The sequence below is a fragment of the Nocardia sp. NPDC001965 genome (assembly GCF_053594175.1).
The window spans coordinates 12937-30270 of the sequence record NZ_JBSFDZ010000018.1 but is presented as its reverse complement, the minus strand read 5'-3'; the positions used below and the strand labels follow the sequence as shown (position 1 = coordinate 30270).

Annotated in this window: 19 protein-coding genes; 10 read left to right on the top strand and 9 right to left on the bottom strand. The window is 65.8% G+C overall.

The features are described from left to right. The 3 genes from ACWCPQ_RS23185 to ACWCPQ_RS23175 are packed head-to-tail and all read right to left on the bottom strand — an operon-like array spanning position 1 to position 3258. Complete coding sequence (locus tag ACWCPQ_RS23185) at positions 1-1167, bottom strand: thiolase domain-containing protein (protein ID WP_449902207.1); 1167 nt, start codon at positions 1165-1167, stop codon at positions 1-3. Further along, entirely contained in the window at positions 1164-2231 is a 1068-nt protein-coding gene (locus tag ACWCPQ_RS23180) for a thiolase domain-containing protein (protein WP_449902204.1), read from the bottom strand. Before ACWCPQ_RS23180 ends, ACWCPQ_RS23185 begins: the two co-directional genes overlap by 4 nt. A 13-nt stretch (positions 2232-2244) precedes the next feature. Next, positions 2245-3258 carry a Zn-ribbon domain-containing OB-fold protein gene (locus ACWCPQ_RS23175; RefSeq protein WP_449902202.1) on the bottom strand — a complete coding sequence of 338 codons (1014 nt, stop codon included), beginning with the start codon at positions 3256-3258 and terminating at the stop codon, positions 2245-2247. A gap of 61 nt (positions 3259-3319) precedes the next feature. Here ACWCPQ_RS23175 and ACWCPQ_RS23170 point away from each other — a divergent pair, with 61 nt between their 5' ends. After that, positions 3320-4357, top strand: a complete 1038-nt coding sequence (locus ACWCPQ_RS23170) for an LLM class F420-dependent oxidoreductase (protein WP_449902199.1) — start codon at positions 3320-3322, stop codon at positions 4355-4357. A 417-nt stretch (positions 4358-4774) separates the two neighbouring features. On the opposite strand, the gene ACWCPQ_RS23165 is transcribed toward ACWCPQ_RS23170, so the two are convergent. From ACWCPQ_RS23165 to ACWCPQ_RS23155, 3 genes are all read right to left on the bottom strand, one after another. Further along, positions 4775-5197, bottom strand: a complete 423-nt coding sequence (locus ACWCPQ_RS23165; protein ID WP_449902197.1) for a PIN domain-containing protein — start codon at positions 5195-5197, stop codon at positions 4775-4777. After that, entirely contained in the window at positions 5194-5415 is a 222-nt protein-coding gene (locus tag ACWCPQ_RS23160; RefSeq protein WP_449902195.1) for a FitA-like ribbon-helix-helix domain-containing protein, read from the bottom strand. The genes ACWCPQ_RS23165 and ACWCPQ_RS23160 overlap by 4 nt, the downstream gene beginning before the upstream one ends. A gap of 235 nt (positions 5416-5650) precedes the next feature. After that, positions 5651-6655: a sigma-70 family RNA polymerase sigma factor gene (locus ACWCPQ_RS23155; protein WP_449902192.1), complete on the bottom strand. Its 1005-nt coding sequence runs from the start codon at positions 6653-6655 to the stop codon at positions 5651-5653. 601 nt (positions 6656-7256) lie between these two features. Between ACWCPQ_RS23155 and ACWCPQ_RS23150 the strand changes: the two genes are divergently transcribed. Together ACWCPQ_RS23150 and ACWCPQ_RS23145 are read left to right on the top strand one after the other, a co-directional pair. Then, a complete protein-coding gene (locus tag ACWCPQ_RS23150; protein ID WP_449902189.1) occupies positions 7257-7451 on the top strand; it encodes a hypothetical protein in 195 nt (64 codons plus the stop codon). A gap of 110 nt (positions 7452-7561) precedes the next feature. Then, the gene (locus tag ACWCPQ_RS23145) at positions 7562-7978 is read left to right on the top strand and encodes a VOC family protein (protein ID WP_449902188.1); all 417 of its coding nucleotides are present in this window, start codon (positions 7562-7564) and stop codon (positions 7976-7978) included. A 257-nt stretch (positions 7979-8235) separates the two neighbouring features. On the opposite strand, the gene ACWCPQ_RS23140 is transcribed toward ACWCPQ_RS23145, so the two are convergent. After that, a complete protein-coding gene (locus tag ACWCPQ_RS23140; RefSeq protein ID WP_449902185.1) occupies positions 8236-9018 on the bottom strand; it encodes a crotonase/enoyl-CoA hydratase family protein in 783 nt (260 codons plus the stop codon). A gap of 62 nt (positions 9019-9080) precedes the next feature. Between ACWCPQ_RS23140 and ACWCPQ_RS23135 the strand changes: the two genes are divergently transcribed. From ACWCPQ_RS23135 to ACWCPQ_RS23125, 3 genes are all read left to right on the top strand, one after another. Continuing rightward, complete coding sequence (locus ACWCPQ_RS23135; RefSeq protein ID WP_449902183.1) at positions 9081-10727, top strand: acyl-CoA synthetase; 1647 nt, start codon at positions 9081-9083, stop codon at positions 10725-10727. Positions 10728-10917: 190 nt separating this feature from the next. Continuing rightward, on the top strand, positions 10918-11115 hold the full coding sequence (locus ACWCPQ_RS23130; protein ID WP_449902180.1) for a plasmid mobilization protein: 198 nt from the start codon (positions 10918-10920) through the stop codon (positions 11113-11115). Further along, positions 11115-11483 (top strand): type II toxin-antitoxin system death-on-curing family toxin, encoded by a 369-nt coding sequence (locus ACWCPQ_RS23125; RefSeq protein ID WP_449902177.1) that lies wholly within the window; start codon positions 11115-11117, stop codon positions 11481-11483. The genes ACWCPQ_RS23130 and ACWCPQ_RS23125 overlap by 1 nt, the downstream gene beginning before the upstream one ends. A 108-nt stretch (positions 11484-11591) precedes the next feature. Here the strand turns inward: ACWCPQ_RS23125 and ACWCPQ_RS23120 are convergent, their stop codons facing one another. After that, positions 11592-12698 carry an acyl-CoA dehydrogenase family protein gene (locus ACWCPQ_RS23120; protein WP_449902175.1) on the bottom strand — a complete coding sequence of 369 codons (1107 nt, stop codon included), beginning with the start codon at positions 12696-12698 and terminating at the stop codon, positions 11592-11594. 26 nt (positions 12699-12724) lie between these two features. After that, positions 12725-13918 (bottom strand): acyl-CoA dehydrogenase family protein, encoded by a 1194-nt coding sequence (locus tag ACWCPQ_RS23115; RefSeq protein ID WP_449902173.1) that lies wholly within the window; start codon positions 13916-13918, stop codon positions 12725-12727. Positions 13919-14144: 226 nt separating this feature from the next. Between ACWCPQ_RS23115 and ACWCPQ_RS23110 the strand changes: the two genes are divergently transcribed. The 4 genes from ACWCPQ_RS23110 (at position 14145) to ACWCPQ_RS23095 (ending at position 17206) form a co-directional block, all read left to right on the top strand. After that, the gene (locus ACWCPQ_RS23110) at positions 14145-14333 is read left to right on the top strand and encodes a ferredoxin (RefSeq protein WP_449902171.1); all 189 of its coding nucleotides are present in this window, start codon (positions 14145-14147) and stop codon (positions 14331-14333) included. 44 nt (positions 14334-14377) lie between these two features. Continuing rightward, on the top strand, positions 14378-15283 hold the full coding sequence (locus ACWCPQ_RS23105; protein ID WP_449902168.1) for a 3-oxoacyl-ACP reductase: 906 nt from the start codon (positions 14378-14380) through the stop codon (positions 15281-15283). Positions 15284-15580: 297 nt separating this feature from the next. Further along, on the top strand, positions 15581-16345 hold the full coding sequence (locus ACWCPQ_RS23100; protein ID WP_058853254.1) for an MlaE family ABC transporter permease: 765 nt from the start codon (positions 15581-15583) through the stop codon (positions 16343-16345). Positions 16346-16348: 3 nt separating this feature from the next. Further along, a complete protein-coding gene (locus ACWCPQ_RS23095) occupies positions 16349-17206 on the top strand; it encodes an MlaE family ABC transporter permease (protein WP_449902165.1) in 858 nt (285 codons plus the stop codon). Positions 17207-17334 lie beyond the last annotated feature (128 nt).

The window sequence follows — 17334 nt, the reverse complement described above, 5'->3', positions numbered from 1 at the left end:
TCATCGGCGTTCCGATCCGACGACCCACATCGAGAAGTACTGCGAGCCACCACCGTACGCGTGCCCCACGGCCTTGCGCGCGTTCTCCACCTGGTACTCACCGGCCCGGCCCATGACCTGTTTGGCCGCCTCGGCGAACCGGATCATGCCCGAGGCGCCGATCGGGTTGGACGAGAGCACGCCGCCCGACGGGTTCACCGGTAGCGTGCCGCCGATCTCGGTCTCACCCTTGTCGGTGAGTTTCCAGCCGTCGCCGGGGGCGGCGAAACCGAGGTTCTCCAGCCACATCGGTTCGAACCACGAGAACGGTACGTAGATCTCGGCGGCGTCGATCTCCGCCAGTGGGTCGGTGATCCCGGCCTGCGCCCACAGTGCCTTGGCCGCTTCCTGGCCGGCCTGCGGATTCACCTGGTCGCGGCCGGCGTAGGCCAGCGGTTCGGTACGCATCGCGGTGGCGTGGATCCAGCCGACCTTTTTGCCGGAGGCCTCCATCGCGGTCGCCGACTGCTCGCCACCGATGACCACGGCGCAGGCGCCGTCGGAGGAGGGGCAGGTCTCGTCGAAGCGGATGGGGTCCCACAGGACCTGGGAGGCCAGGACCTCTTCCATGGTCTTATCGCCCTGCTGGAGGTGCGCGTACGGGTTCTTCGCGCCGTTGCGGCGATCCTTGGCCGCGACCATCGCGCCCACATGCAGCGGCGCGTTGGCACGCCGGATGTAGGAGCGGACATGCGGCGCGAAGTAGCCGCCCGCGCCCGCGCCGACCGGCATGGTGAACGGCACCGGAATCGACAGCGCCCACATGGCGTTCGATTCCGACTGCTTCTCCCAGGCGATCGCGAGCACCCGCTCGTGTACGCCACCCTGCACCATATTCGCGGCCACATTGGCGGTGGACCCGCCGACCGACCCGGCCGTGTGTACGCGCAGCAGCGGCTTACCGGGGGCGCCGAGCGCATCGGCCATATACAGCTCGGGCATCATCATGCCCTCGAACATGTCCGGCGCCTTGCCGATGACGATGGCGTCGATATCGGCCATGGTCAGTTCGGCATCGGCCAGCGCCCGGTCGATGGCCTCCCGGCACATCCCGGCCATGGTGACATCGGCGCGTTTGGCGACGTGATGGGTCTGTCCGGTGCCCAGCACCGCGGCGGGGAAACTCATCGGCGGGCCTCCGAATCCAGGACGGTCACAAGGTTCTGCTGCAGCGCCGGGCCGCTGGTGGCATGCGCCAGGGTGCGGCCGGCGTCGCCCGCCATGATGGGCAGCGCGGCATAGCCGATGCGCTCGAGCCCGGTGGCGAACATCGGGTTGGCGGCCAGCGCGCCGCCGGACGGGTTGACCCTGGTCTCCGGTTTCAGTCCGAGGGCCTCGGTCAGGATGAGCTGCTGGTGGCTGAACGGCGCGTGCAGTTCGGCGATATCGATACCGCTGGTGTCGCCATTGGTGACCGCCTGACCCGCGGCCGCCGCCGAGGGGGAGACGGTGAGATCGCGGGCGCCCAGCACGCTGGAATCGATGCGATGCGACATTCCGGTGATCCAGGCGGGTCGTTCGGTCAGCTCGCGGGCGCGGTCGCCCACGGCCAGCACGATGGCGGCCGCACCGTCGGTGATCGGTGCGCAGTCGTGGGCCCGCAGCGGATCGGCGACGTAGTCGCCCGCGAGCAGCTCGTCGACAGGCGTGCCGTCGAGGGTGTGCGCGGCCGAGACCGCCGCCATATCGCGTTCGGTCCAGCGGCCGGCGTCGAGACCGGCGCGGGCCTGCAGACCGGCGACGGCCAGCGAATCCGGCCACAGCGGAGTGACCAGGTACGGGTCGAGCTGGGTGCTCAAGACCTGGCGCAGGGTGCTCGCCGACGATTTACCGAAGCCGTACACCAGGGCGGTTTCGGCCTGGCCGGAACGCAGTTTCACCCACGCCTCGTACAGAGCCCAGGCGGCGTCCATCTCCACATGGGATTCGTTGATCGGCGGCACCGCGCCGATCGAGTCGATCGCGGAGATGAACGAGAAGGACCGGCCGGCGAGGTAGTCCGACGATCCGGAGCACCAGAAGCCGATATCGGATTTGGTGATGCCGAGCTGGTCGTAGAGCTGCTGGAAGCAGGGCACCAGCATCTCCACGCCGTTGGTGGTGCCGTAGGTCTCCGAGACATGCGGTGCGTGCGCGAAGCCGACGACGGCGATCTCGGTGGCGTTGTCGATGGAACGCTCGGTGATGGTCACGCGGGGAGCCCTCTCACAGGTGATGCTTGTAGGTGTCGTAGTCGGCATCCGGCTCGCCGGTCGGCTCGAAATGGTCGATATTGGCCATCGTGAAGTCCCACTCCTCGCGGGGTTTCCAGACCACCTTGACCCGCATACCCATCCGCACCTCGCTCGCGTCGCAACCGAGTACCAGGTGCAGGAACGGGATATCCGCGCCGTCGAGCAGCACATACGCCGCCACATAGGGCGGTTTGATCCGCTGCCCGAGGAACGGCACGTTCACGATGCAGAAAGTGGTGACTGTGGCGGTTTCGGCCAGTTCGACCGTTTCCGCGGTGGACCGTCCGGTCATGGGGTCGACGCCACGCGGCGGGAAGTACACCTTGCTGTCGGCGTCGGCCCGGGCGCCGATGAGCTTGCCCTCTTTCAGGCCGCGCAGGAAGGTGCTCTCCTCGGGGGAGGCGGTGTGTTTGTAGTCCATCCCGATCGGCGTGACGATCCCGGTGACCGGTTCGGCGTCCGAGGCCGGCAACGGTTCGGCCGTCGGCGCCTCACCGGGCTCGAAGCAGGCGATGTCGTGGATGGTGCCGGTGAGTTCGGCGGCCCAGCGGGCGGTCACTCGCATACCGGTGCTGATCTGTTCCGGGCTATCGACGTCGACCGCGTGCAGCAGCGCCGTATCGGCGCCGTCGAGCTGGATCAGCGCATAGGCGAACGGCCGATCGAAGGGTTGGCCGGGCAGTGGGTCGCGGACCCAGGTCCACGATTTCACCGTCCCGACGGAGGCGACCTCGACGAACTCCGCGAGCGGTTCGGCGGTCACCGGGTCGAATTCGGCCGGTGGTACGAGTACCCGGCCGTCCGAACCTCGGTTACCGAAGACGCGTCGCTCGCGCAGGCCGGTAAGGAACTTGCCGATGGTGGGTCCCACGGAGCGCGTGTAGTCGAACTCCATCCGCAGGGGCGCACTGAGCACATCGCTCGGTTTCAGTCCCGGCGGGCGTTCCTGCGTAATTACCGTGGGTGCAGTATTCCCCTGAGTCACGATATCGAGTAGAACAGGTTCTTATTCTGCTGGCAAGCAGTAGGCCGGAAAGGGGTCGGATGTGAAGTTCGGATTGCAGCTCGGATACTGGAGCGCCGGGCCGCCGGAACATGCCGCCGAAGTGGTCGTGGCAGCCGAGGAAGCCGGGTTCGACGCGGTGTTCGCCGCCGAGTCCTGGGGGTCGGACGCCTTCACGCCGCTGGCCTGGTGGGGGTCGGCGACCGAGCGGGTGCGCCTGGGTACCTCGGTGGTGCAGTTGTCCGCCCGCACCCCCACCGCGACGGCGATGCACGCACTCACCCTCGATCACCTCAGCGGCGGCCGGGCCATCCTCGGCCTCGGTGTATCGGGTCCGCAGGTGGTGGAGGGCTGGTACGGGCAGCCGTTTGCCAAACCGTTGCAGCGCACCCGCGAATACGTCGATATCGTGCGCAAGGTGCTGGCCAGGCAGGGGCCGGTGACCAACGACGGGCCGAGTTATCCGCTGCCCTACAACGGTGCGGGCGCGACCGGTCTGGGTAAACCGCTCAAACCGATAACCCACCCGCTGCGTGCGGATCTGCCGATCTGGCTGGGCGCGGAAGGGCCGAAGAATGTGGCCCTCACCGCCGAGATCGCCGACGGCTGGCTGGCCATCTACTACACGCCTCGCATGGCGAATGTGTACAACGAATGGCTGGACGAGGGCTTCGCGCGGCCGGGTGCCCGGCGTTCGCGGGCGGACTTCGAGATCGCCGCCACCGCTCAGGTGATCATCACCGACGACCCGGCGGCCGAGATCGAGCGGATGCGCTGGATCACCTCGCTCTACATCGGCGGCATGGGTGCGCCCGAGCTCAATTTCCACGCCCAGGTGTACCGCCGGATGGGTTACGAGAAGGAAGTCGACGAGATCGGCACCCTCTTCCAGGCCGGCAAGAAGGCCGAAGCCGCGGCCGCCGTACCGGACGAACTGGTCCTCGAGACAGCGATCATCGGCAACGAGGCGCAGGTTCGCGAGCAGATCGGCGTCTGGGAGGCCGCCGGGGTCACCATGCTGTTGGTGTCGGTGCCTGATGTGGAGCAGCTGAAGCGGTTGGTGCCACTGGTCCACCATTAGCGGAACTTGTTTCAGAAAATATCGCTGACCGGCACCCGCTGAAGATCATCGGCGGGTGTGGGATGCCATTCCGGGTTGCATCCCGGGCGGGTTCGTGTAGTCGTTGTCGACATGTTGCGCGCATAGCGTATTTCGCGCGGTCATGCGTTCGCCGTTGCATACGACGGAGTCTCGGTCGGCCTTGAAATGCGTAACACCGAGGCCGGTGCCGCTCCTCGTGCAGAGGGAAACCGACGGAGATCGAGGGACTCTTGCCCGATCCGGTAGATCCCGTGGTCGGCGATTCTCGGCTGCTCGGCCGTCCGGGGTGATCCTGAAGATCAGGATGTAAGGGGAGTCCAGCGCTGTGTGGTCGGCGACGATGGTGCAGGTGTCCGGCGTTGGGCCGATCTGGAACGACGTACATGCGGCACCGGTTCAGTGCGTTTCTATTGTTTCCCAGGGATCGATGATGGTGAGGCCGAGGTCGGTGAAGTCCTTGACGTTCCGGGTCGCCACGGGGCAATCGTTCGCGAGACAGATCGCCGCGATCTGTGCGTCCGCATATCCGATCGGCCGACCTCGGCGCCGACGCTCGGAGACGATTCGACCGTAGATACGTGCCGCGCGGAAATCGTAGGCTTCGACCTCGTCGCCGAATTCGTCGAACAGCTCCTCCGCCAATGTGGCCAGGCCCGCCCTGCGAGATCCCTCCGGCAAATTCTCGATCCCTGCCCAGATCTCACCGATGGTCACTGTGCTGATCGTGACGTCGTCGGATTCCTCCAGCCAAGTGAGGACGTGGTTGTCGGGGTTGGGTTTGAACAGCTCGGACACCACGTTCGTATCGGCGATGATCACAGCTGCGCCGCTCCGGCCTGCGGCTGCTCCGGAATGTCCAGATCGGCTGCGTAGGGCCGACTGCGCTCATAGAGTTCGTGCAACAACCGTTTCGGGCGCACCGCCGCGGCGAGTATGTCTCGGGCCTCGGCTTCCATGCTGCGTCCATGCGCGGCGGCTCGCCGACGCAGGCGCTCCTTGACGTCGCTGTCCAGGTCGCGGATCGTTATGGTTGCCATGCAATCAATGCTAGCAGTGATTGCATGGGGGTAGGTTGTCCTCTTCGACGCGCCAGGGACGTCCGCCCATCTGCCGGGATCATCCGCGAAAAGAAATCGGCGCCGACGATCGTCATTCCCGCACGGCGCCTCATGGGTCCTTGTGGAGATCGGCGTCGTCTCTCACGATCGTCGGCGACGTCGGAAACGAACGAAGCCGGGTCGGCGTGTGGAAGCCACGCCGACCCGGTGGCGCTCAGGCCGACTCGCCCGCCGATTCTTCGGTCCACTCCGGAGGCAGGCCGAACAGCGGGAACAGCCGCTCGGTATCCAGGAAGAAGTTGAGTCCGGTGATGACCCCGTCGTGCATCTCCAGCACGGTGACCGACCACGGGGTCCAGCGGCCCGGTTCCCCGCTCGGCTTGTAATGGCCGAACGCCGGGTGCCCGTTCGCTCCGGCGAGTGGAACCAGCCGCGAACCCCGGCAGGCCGCACCGGTACCGAGCATGAAGGCGGCCACGTTCTCCGGCCCGGAGACCCAGAGATCGAAGGGCGGCATGGACAGCGCCACATCGGTTTTCAGCAGCGCGGTGAGCGCGTCCATATCGTAGGACTCGAACGCCGCCACGAAGTCGGAGACCAGTTTGCGCTGGTCCTCGTCGGCCTCGTCGTAGCTGTCGGTTTCGGCGGGCTTCACCTTGCCCATAGTGGCCCGGGCGCGCTGCAGGGCGCTGTTCACCGAAGCCGTACTCATGGTGAGCGCTTCGGCCGTCTCATTGGCGGAGAAGCGCAGGACTTCGCGCATGATCAGGATGGCGCGCTGCGTGGCGGGCAGATGCTGGCAGGCGGCGACGAACGCCAGTCGCAGCGAATCCTTGGCGGTGGCGTGCTCGGCGGGATCGGAGCCGAAGGCGAGCGAGTTCGGGATGGGCTCCACCCAGACGTAATCCGGCTGCGGGGGTGGCAGTGGTTTGTCCGGCGTAGAAGCACCGGACAGGTCCATCGGCCGGGCCCGGCGCTGTGGGCCGTCGAGCATATCGAGGCAGATATTGGTGGTGATCTTGTAGAGCCAGGATCGCAGGCTCGCGCGGCCCTCGAAGGAGTCGTAGGACTTCCAGGCGCGGGTGAACGCGTCCTGGACGGCGTCCTCGGCTTCGAAGGACGACCCCAGCATGCGGTAGGCGTAGGCGCACAGTTCGCGTCTGTGCGCCTCGAAAGATCTCATGACATCGGCATCGACGGTGCCGGTCTGCTCGCTCATGGGTGCCACTGTGGCACAGCGCACCGACACGTGAACAGAGGATGAAACACGTTGTTTCGCCTCGGTGGCACAGGACTCCCACCAGGCTCAGAAGCCACATTTCCGGAATGTTCTCGGTACCGGGGCAGACGGGAAGGCATGCACACGTGACTGTGCCGCGGGCCGAAAAGCACTTCTGAAGCCGGGCGCTGATCGGCAGTATCGGTATATGGATCGAGCGACAGCGAGACGAGGCGCCGATCTGCCGGCAGCCGATATCGAGGCCGCGCTCGGCTTCGAAGTGCGCATCGACGAAACGATTCCCGAGCATCTGCGCCGTCGACCTTCTCCACCGGCATGGTGGATCGAATTCACGGTCCCCGCGTTGAAGGTCCTCATCGGCCGCACCCCCCCACGAGCACACCCCCGCCGATGTGGCGTGGGCATTCGCTCGGGACATCCATGACGACGTTCTGGCTCGTAGCGGAAAGATCTGGCCCGCAGACCCTACGGGCGGTGACCAGCCGTTGCTTCCGACCGAAGGCGGCTGGCGGGGCCGGGGGGATCGATATCGTACGGACAGGTCGAGGCGGCCCGGGATCCCGATCCGCACCTCGACGGAGTGGTCCGGTGGTGGCTGCCACACAGCTACGACGGACTGATCGCCAGCAGGTCCGGCGACGTCTGGTTCTCCCTCTGGGAGTACAAGGGCGACGAACAGCTCATCACCCCCGGTATGCCGGTGACCTGGCAGATCGGTGCGGGCAGCCACGGGAAGTACGCGAAGGCCGGCGAAGTCCGGCCGGTTCGGCCGTAACCTTCGATCCGGTCACCTGGGAATTTCGGGTCCACCGATGAGTTCCGGGTTCGGTCCGCGTCTGAACGTTTGCAGCCGGCAAACAAGACCACTTCGAGAGGACCGAAACCGTGAGCAGCAAGATGATTTTCGTGAACCTACCCGTCACCGATCTGGGGCGGTCCAAGAATTTCTACGAGGCGCTCGGCTGGAAGGTCAACGACGATTTCACCGACGACAACGCCGCCTGCATCGTCGTCGACGACAACATCTGCCTGATGCTGCTCACCCACGGGCATTTCAGCACCTTCAGCCGTAGGCCGATCGCCGATACCCGGGCCGCGACGGGTGCCGCGTACGCGCTCTCGTTGGGTAGCGCCGAGGAGGTCGACCAGCTGACCGCGGCCGCGGTGTCCGCGGGCGGTACCGAGGAGATCAATGCCGATAAGCAGGCGCAGGAAGCGCAGGTCGGGATGCACGGCCGGACCTTCCTCGATCCCGACGGCCACCAGTGGGAGCCGTTCTACATGGACTACCCGGGCGCGTAGTCGCGGTACGTCCACGCGAACGCCCCGGCCGACGGGGTTGTCGGCCGGGCGTTCGGCGTTCTGCTGCGTGGTCCCGGCGGCAGAGGTCCGCCCGGATCGGACTGTGACCGTCCGAGGGAAGTGGGCGTTCGGTGCGGCGGGTTTCTCCGGTCCGGGACGGCGAGAGGGCCGTTCGGCCGGTCGGGTCCGGAGGCAGTTCTCCGGCCGGAGTCACCCCGGGCTCACGGACCGGGGGCCGAGCCGGCCGGATTCGGTTCCTACTTGCCGCTGAAGTTCGGCTTGCGCTTCTCTTTGAACGCCTTCGGGCCCTCCTTGGCGTCGGCGGACTGGAAGACCGCCATACCGAGCTTGGCGTCGATCTGGAAGGCCTCTTCCTCTGGGACGCATTCGCTGTCGCGGATGGTCTGCAGGATCGCCTGCACCGCGAGGGGACCGTTGGCCGCGATCAGGTCGGCGAGTTCGAGTGCTTTGTCGAGCGCCTGCCCGTCCGGCACCACATGGCCGATGAGGCCGATGTCCTTGGCCTCGGCGGCGCTCAGATGCCGTCCGGTCAGCAGGATATCGGCGGCGACCGTGTAGGGGACCTGACGGACGAGCCGGACCGCGGAGCCGCCCAGCGGGAACAGGCCCCAGCGTGCCTCGGACACACCGAACTTCGCGCTCTCGCCCGCGACCCGGATATCGGTGCCCTGCAGGATCTCGGTACCGCCGGCGATGGCCGCGCCTTCGACGGCCGCGATGAGCGGTTTGGTGAGCCGCCGGCCCTTCAGCAATGCCTCGATCTTGGACAGATCCCAGCCGCCGCCGGCGAACGAATCACCGGGGTGCTGCTGGGTCATGCCCTTGAGATCGGCGCCCGCGCAGAAGGCCCCGCCCGCGCCGGTCAGGATCGCGACCCGGATATCGGGATCGCTGTCGACCTGATCCCAGGCATCCCGCATGATCGCCATCATCTCGGTCGAGAGCGCGTTACGCGCCTCGGGGCGGTTCATGGTGACGATGAGGACATGGCCGCGCTTCTCGACGAGGCATTGAGGCATCGTTGTTTCTCCTGTTACTCGGACCCTTGCCAGAAACAGTAACACGTTCTATTTTTGACCTTGTGACGTACAACATAGCCGACCTCGTCGAACACACAATCGACCTCGTGCCGGACCGTGTTGCGCTGGCTGACGACCACCGCTCGGTTACCTTCGCCCAGTTGGAGGACCGAGCCAACCGGCTGGCGCACTACCTGCTGGAACACGGTGTCCAGCCGGGTGACAAGGTCGGCATCTACTCGCGCAACACCATCGAGGCAGTGACATCGATGCTGGCGGTGTTCAAGGCGCGGGCGGTGATGGTCAACGTCAACTTCCGCTACGTCGAGAACGAGTTGCAGTACATCTTCGAGAATTCGGACATGGTGGCGCTCATCCACGAGCGTCGCTACACCGACAAGGTGGTGAATGTCCGGCCGAAGGTCACGCAGTTGAAAACTGTGCTGATCGTCGACGACGGTACCGAGGGCGCCACTCCGGCGGACGCGGTGGATTTCGAAGCGGCACTGGCGGAATCGTCGGGAGAACGCGATTTCGGCGATCGCTCCAACGACGACATCTTCATGATCTACACCGGCGGCACCACCGGTATGCCCAAGGGCGTGATGTGGCGGCACGAGGACTGGTGGCGGGTGCTCGGCGGCGGTATCAACTTCATGACCGGCGACTACGTCGAGGACGAATGGCAGCAGGCCAAGAACGGCGCGGCCGGCGGTCAGATGGTGCGCTACCCGATTCCGCCGCTGATCCACGGCGGTTCGCAGACCGCGGTCTTCCACGGTCTGTTCGACGGCGGTAAGACCATCATGATCCCGGAGTTCGACGCGCACACCGTCTGGCAGGCCGTCGACCAGCACGGCATCAACATGATCTTCATAACCGGCGACGCCATGGCCCGGCCGATGCTGGACGCCCTGAAGGCCGGGCACCCGGAGAGCGGTGAGTCCTACCAGCACGCGAACCTGTGGGCGATGGCCAGCAGCGCGGCACTGTTCTCGCCCGCTCTCAAGGACGAGTACATCGACCTGCTGCCGAATACCGTCATCACCGATTCGATCGGTTCCTCGGAAACCGGCTTCGGTGGTATCTCCATCGCCGCCAAGGGCGCGACCCACACCGGCGGCCCGCGGGTGAAGATCGACGCGTCCACGGCGGTCATCGACGAGGACGGCAAGCCTGTCGTGCCGGGTTCCGGGCAGACCGGTGTGCTGGCGCGTAAGGGCCATATCCCGATCGGGTACTACAACGACCCGGTGAAAACGGCTGCCACGTTCAAGGAGTACGACGGCGTCCGCTACTCGATCCCCGGCGACTGGGCGCGGGTCGAGGAGGACGGCAGTGTCACCATGCTCGGGCGCGGTTCGGTCAGTATCAACAGCGGCGGCGAGAAGATCTATCCGGAAGAGGTCGAGGGCGCGCTGAAATGCCACCCCGAGATCTTCGACGCGCTGGTGGTCGGTGTCCCGGACGAACGCTGGGGTCAGCGGGTGGCCGCCGTGGTGCAGTGTCGCGGCGCGAACCGTCCCACCCTGGAGGACCTGCGCCCGGTGCTGACTCAGGAGATCTCCTCCTACAAACTGCCGCGCAGCCTGTGGTTCGTCGACGAGATCAAACGGTCGCCGGCGGGCAAGCCCGACTACAAATGGGCCAAAGCGCAGACCGAGGAGCGCGACGCCGACGAACACGGTTCGGCGGGTAACGCCTCATAGAAACGATGCGTACGTGGGCTGCCGCACGGCGTGCGGCAGCCCACGCGTCGCTCGGATCGTAGTTCCACGTAAGTGCTGGGGATCAGGGCTCTTCTTCTCGGTGCCCGCTCAGCGGCGTTCTCGTGCCGCGACTGTCTGCGATCTGCAATTCCGGAACGAGCCTTGATGGTACCGCGTGGTACCGTTTGGTATGGCCGGTCTGAATGTCAGATTCACTGATGAGGAGCTGGAGGCCCTGCGGCAGCGGGCCGAACGGGAGGGGCGGAGCATGCAGCAGTTTGCGCATGACGCGGTCATCACCGCGATCAACGCGCATTCGCGATTGTTCAATGAAGCCGCCGATCACGTTCTGGCTGCCAGCAAAGAACTCAACCGGAGGCTCGCCTGATGGAGTACCTCACGCTTGTCGAGCTGATGCATCTGGCGGAGCGTTTGGGAACACCAGAAGTACGAGATTACGGGCTGTTGGAATCAGCGCTGGCACGTCCACGGGCCAGCGTCTTCGGCCAGGATGCGTACCCGGATCTATGGCAGAAAGCGGCTGCGCTGATGGAATCCATCGCGCGCAACCACGCGATGGTCGATGGAAACAAACGGCTCGCTTGGTATGGGACGTGGGTGTTTCTGCACCTGAACGGGCATCCGCTCGCCGTAGATTTCGATGTGGATGCTGCTGAGGAGTTCGTCCTTGCGGTGGCGCAAGGCCAACTCGATCTGGCAAAGATCGCGGACGAGCTGACAAGATTCGAGAGATAGTCGGTGCTTGCGGCGGCTGTGGGAAATGCCCACAGCCGCCGACTCTGCGCACTTATGTATGTCTCGGCGGCCGGTGGCCTGCGAGGTGCGCCCGGGTGAGGACGCCGCCTACGCCGATTCGGGGACGAACTGCGCCAGGGGCAGCAGATGGTTGGTAGCGCCGCCCAGAGCGAACTCGTTTCGGGTGGCGGCGGTGAAGTAGTTGTGCACGATATGGTCGCGGTCGATGCCGACGCCGCCGTGCACGTGGACCAGGGTGTGCGCGACCTGGTGGCCCGCCTCGGCGGCCCAGAACTTCGCGGTGTGCACCGCCCCGGTCGCGTCCAGGCCCTCCGCGAGCTGCCAGGCCGCCTGGGTGACGGTCAGGCGCAGGCCCTGGAGACTGATGTAGCTGTCGGACAGCCGCTGGGCCACGGCCTGGAAGCTGCCGATCGCGCGGCCGAACTGTTCGCGCTCCCGGGCGTAGCCGGCGACGAGGTCCAGGGAGCGTTCGAGGGTGCCCAGCTGCTGCGCGGCCAGGCCGAGCCAGGCGCGGTCGAGCAGCCAGTCCAGGACCTGGGCGCCGTCCTCGACGGTGCCCAGCAGTTCGGCCGGGGCGTCGGTGAATTCGACGAGTGATTCGGCGCTGCGGTCGGTCACCTGCTGGGCGGTCACAGTGACGGATTCGGCCGACGGGTCGACCAGGAAGACCGCGGCGACTCCGGATACCGACGCGGGCACCAGGATTCGCGCGGCGCGGTCGGCCATCGGGACCGTGATCTTGGTGCCGGTGACGCGCCAGCCGTCGGTGGTCTCGGTGGCGGTGGTGGCGGGGCGGGCCGGTTCCCAGTTGTGTTCTTCGGCCAGCGCCACGGTCAGGATCGAGATTCCCGCCCCGGCGTCGGTCGCGAGCTGTTTCTGTTCGGCGGAACCGAACTCGGCCAGGGCGCCCGCGCCCAGCACGATCGACCACAGGTAGGGGACCGACGCGACGGCTTTGCCGAGTTCGCGCAGGATCGCGGTCTGCTCGAGCGAGCCGAAGCCGCTACCGCCCACATCCTCGGGCAGGGCGGCGGCCAGAACGCCGGTCTCGGCGAGCGATTTCCACAGCGGCTCGTCGAACTTGGCGGTGCCGCGATCCAATTCGCGGAGGCGATCGGCGGTGACCAGTTTGTCGCAGACCTCGCCGGTGAGCCGGGCCAGATCCGACTGGGCTTCGGTGGGGGTGAAATCCATGATGAACTCCTGGAGTCGAGCTGAGGTCAGCGGCCGGAGGCGGGCTGCTTCAGGGCGGTCATGGCGATGATGTCGCGCTGCACCTCGTTGGTGCCGCCACCGAAGGTGAGGATCAGGGCGGCGCGGTGCATCCGCTCCAGCCGGCCGCGCAGGACCGAACCGGGGGAGTCCTGCCGCAATGAGGCCTGCGGTCCGAGCACCTCCATGAGCAGCCGGTAGGCCTCGGTCGACAATTCGGTGCCGTAGACCTTGCATGCCGACGCGTCCCACGGCCGCGGTGCCGCGTCGCCACCGGCGTCGGCCCGGCTGGCGATCTCCCAGTTCATGAGCTTGAGGTATTCGACCTTGGCGTGTACCCGGGCCAGGTTCAGCTGGACCCATTCGCGGTCGAAGATCCGGGAACCGTCCGCGGCTTTGGTCTCTTTGGCCCACGCGGTCGTCTGGGCCAGTGCCAGTTGCAGCGCGGCGGCGGAGGTCAGCGCGACCCGCTCGTGGTTGAGCTGGTTGGTGACCAGCGGCCAGCCGCCGTTCTCCGGACCGACGAGGGAGGTGACCGGGACGCGTACGTCCTGGTAATAGGTCGCGCTGGTATCGGGGCCGGCCATGGTGTGGACCGGGGTCCAGGAGAAGCCCTCGGCCGTGGTGGGCACGATCAGCATGCTGATGCCCTTGTGCTTCTTGGCGCTGGGGTCGGTGCGCACGGCCAGCCAGATGTAGTCGGCGTAGGCGATGAGGCTGGTCCACATCTTCTGGCCGTTGATCACGTAATCGTCGCCGTCCCGTACGGCGGTGGTGCGCAGACTGGCGAGGTCGGTGCCTGCGCCGGGTTCGGAGTAACCGATGGCGAAGTGCAGGTCACCGGCCGCGATCTTGGGCAGGAAGAACTTCTTCTGCTCATCGCTGCCGTAGTGCATGATCGTCGGCGCCACCGAGTTGATGGTCAGGAACGGCACCGGAGCGCCCGCGATGGCGGCCTCGTCGGTGAAGATCAGCTGATCCAGCATCGGCCGGTTCTGGCCGCCGAACTCCTCGGGCCAGCCCAGGGCCAGCCAGCCGTCGCGGCCCATTTCCGCGACGACCTCGCGGTACACATTGCCCTGGCCGTACTCGCCGGTCTGCGAGCTCAGCGCCTCCCGCCGTTCGGGGGTGATCAGCCGGGCGAAATATTCACGCAACTCGGCGCGTAGCTGAACATGTTCCGGGGTATACGCAATGCGCATAGCGGTACCTCGAGCCTTCGTTCTACGGGTTTGGAGATGGGGCCTGGATGTGGGATCGCGCCGTGCTCGCCCGCCGGGAGCGCGGAATGGATCTCCGATACCTTGCTCCGATCATTGCATATGCACTGAAACATGTTCCAGTATTGAAGGGTAATCAGCCCATGTAGCCCGTCTCGGCGGCCGTCGCTTGTTAGGCTTCGGCCATAGGGCGGGAAAAGGAGTTTCGATGAAGGTCAGCGTTGACTTCGATCAGTGCGAAGCGAACGGAATCTGCGCGGGAATCGCTCCCGACGTCTTTGAACTCGATGACGAGGACATGCTGCACGTCGCCGAGGGCGAGGTCGCGCCGGAGCAGGAGTCGCAAGTGGCCGAAGCGGTCGCGCAATGCCCGAAAGCCGCATTGCGTTTGCTGTGAATCGGCTCTTGCCGTGAATAAGAACACGTTCTAGAGTCGGCCCGGTGAGCGATACAGATACCAGCCTTGCCGGGCGAGTTGCGATCGTGACCGGAGCGGGTGCCGGCCTGGGTAAGGCCGAAGCGCTCGCCCTGGCCGCAGCCGGAGCCTCGGTCGTGATCAACGATCTGGCCGAGTCCGACGCCGTGGCCGAGACGCTGGAACAGGTGCGCGCACTCGGCGCCAAGGCCGAGTTCGTGGCCGGCAGTGTCGCCGAGCGGTCCACCGCCGACGCGTTGATCACCGCGGCGACCGAATCCTTCGGTGGCCTGGACATCGTGGTCAACAATGCGGGTATCACCCGCGACAAAATGCTGTTCAACCTGTCCGACGAGGACTGGGACGCGGTCCTGGCGGTCCATCTGCGCGGACATTTCCTGCTGACCCGCAATGCCGGGGCCTACTGGCGGGCGAAATCCAAGGAAGCCGGCGCTCCGGTCTACGGCCGGATCGTCAACACCTCTTCCGAAGCCGGTCTCCTCGGTCCGGAGGGGCAGGCGAACTACGCGGCAGCCAAGGCCGGAATCACCGCACTCACCCTTTCCGCCTCGCGCGCCCTCAACCGATTCGGTGTCCGGGCCAATGCCATCTGCCCCCGGGCGCGCACCGCCATGACCGAGCAGGTCTTCAGTGCGGCCCCGGAGGGCGAGGTCGACCCGCTCTCGCCCGACCATGTCGCCCGGCTGGTGGCCTACCTGGCCTCACCTGCGGCGGACGCGGTCAACGGGCAGGTGTTCGTGGTGTACGGACCCATGGTGGCCCTGATGGCCGCGCCGGTGGTCGAGCAGCGGTTCGACGCGGCGGGTTCGCATTGGTCAGGTGACGATCTGGCTACCACGCTGACCGGTTACTTCGCCGGGCGCGATGAAGGTCGTACCTTCTCTGCAACGGCTCTGCACGAACTGGGTTGAGCGATCTCGCCGGAGCGGGTCGCGGGGTTTCGGTCCCGGGACTCGCCGCGGAGAGTTGATCAACCGTCCAGTCATTGGTAAACAGAGGGGTCGACTGTGCCCGGCCTCACACAATGATGCTCAAGGCGTATGAATCGTGTTCCAATCCCGCTGTCTGGGATTGCAACAAGCTTCCAGTTCAGAAGCCTCAAAATGGCCCCAATTAGGAAATGAACGTGTTCTACTTAGCGGGGCGTGCGCCGGGGTGTATCCCGAGCTGCCGCCAGCGGGACCAGTAGTCGGGCAAGGAGGATCAGGATGAACAAGGTCCTTACCGTGCCGTTGGGGGCCGTGGGCGGATTCTTCGAACTCGCCGCATCGGTGGCCCGGGCGAGTTTTCGCCGGCCCTTCCAGATGCGCGAGTTCATCGACCAGTCGTGGTTCGTCGCACGAGTATCCATCGTGCCGACACTTCTGGTGGCCATACCGTTCACCGTGCTGGTGAGCTTCACGCTGAACATCCTGCTGCGCGAAATCGGCGCCGCGGACCTCAGCGGTGCGGGCGCGGCATTCGGTGCGGTGACCCAGGTGGGTCCGATCGTCACCGTCCTCATCGTGGCCGGGGCCGGCGCCACCGCCATCTGCGCGGATCTCGGGGCCCGCACCATCCGTGAAGAGATCGACGCCATGAAAGTGCTCGGCATCGACCCCATCCACCGGCTGGTGGTGCCACGCGTGCTGGCATCGATGTTCGTCGCGCTGCTGCTCAACAGCCTGGTGTGCACGATCGGCATCGTGGGCGGGTTCCTGTTCTCGGTCTATCTGCAGGATGTGAACCCCGGTGCCTTCGTCAACGGCATCACGCTGCTGACCCATCTCCCCGAACTGCTCATCTCCGCGGTCAAAGCAGGCCTTTTCGGTTTGATCGCCGGAATGGTGGCCTGTTATCTGGGTTTGAACGTAAAAGGTGGTCCAAAAAGTGTCGGTGATGCGGTGAACCAGACAGTGGTTTTCGCCTTCATGGCGCTGTTCGTGGTGAACGTCGTGGTCACCGCCGTCGGCCTCAAATTCGCGGTGCGGTGATCGATGTCGGCCTCGGTGATCATCCAATCCCGCTTTCCCAAAGTCACCCGTCGTGTCCGCCGCTGGTCGACCTCCCTCGACAATCTCGGCAAACAAGCGGTGTTCTACGGCAAGGCGATCGGCTCCATGCCGCGCGCACTCGTGCACTACCGTACCGAGACGATCCGGCTCATCGCCGAGATCAGCATGGGTAGTGGTGCGCTGGCGGTGATCGGCGGCACCGTGGTGATCGTCGGGTTCCTGACGCTGTTCTCCGGTGGCACCATCGCCGTACAGGGCTACAGCTCCCTGGGCAATATCGGCGTCGAGGCGCTGACCGGCTTCTTCGCCGCGTTCCTCAATGTCCGTATCGCCGCCCCGGTGATCTCCGGAATCGGCCTGGCCGCCACCATCGGGGCCGGTTCCACCGCCCAGCTGGGCGCCATGCGGGTCGCCGAAGAGATCGACGCGCTGGAATCCATGGCGATCCGGCCGGTGCCCTACCTGGTGGGCACCCGGGTCCTGGCCGGGATGATCGCGATCGTGCCGCTCTACGCGCTGGCGGTTATCGCGTCGTTCATCGCCAGCCGCTTCGCCACCGTAGTCATCTACGGCCAGTCGGCCGGTGTGTACGACCACTACTTCTCCACATTCCTTATCCCGAGCGACATTCTGTGGTCGTTCGCCCAAGCCATTTTCATGGCGCTGGCGGTGATGATGATCCATACGTATCACGGCTACAACGCGGCCGGCGGCCCGGTCGGGGTGGGTATCGCGGTAGGTAACGCGGTACGCAGCTCGCTGGTCGCGGTGGTCACGGTGACCCTGTTGATATCCCTGGCGGTATACGGCACCTCCGGCAACTTCAACCTTTCCGGATAGCTGCGATGACGGAACTGATGCGAACGAACAACAAGAGGGCAGCGGCGTCGAACGCCACCGCGGGCGGGTCGTCCCGCGGTGGCGAAGACCCCTGGGCCCCCATCGGAGCGAACCGCTGGACGGCGCTG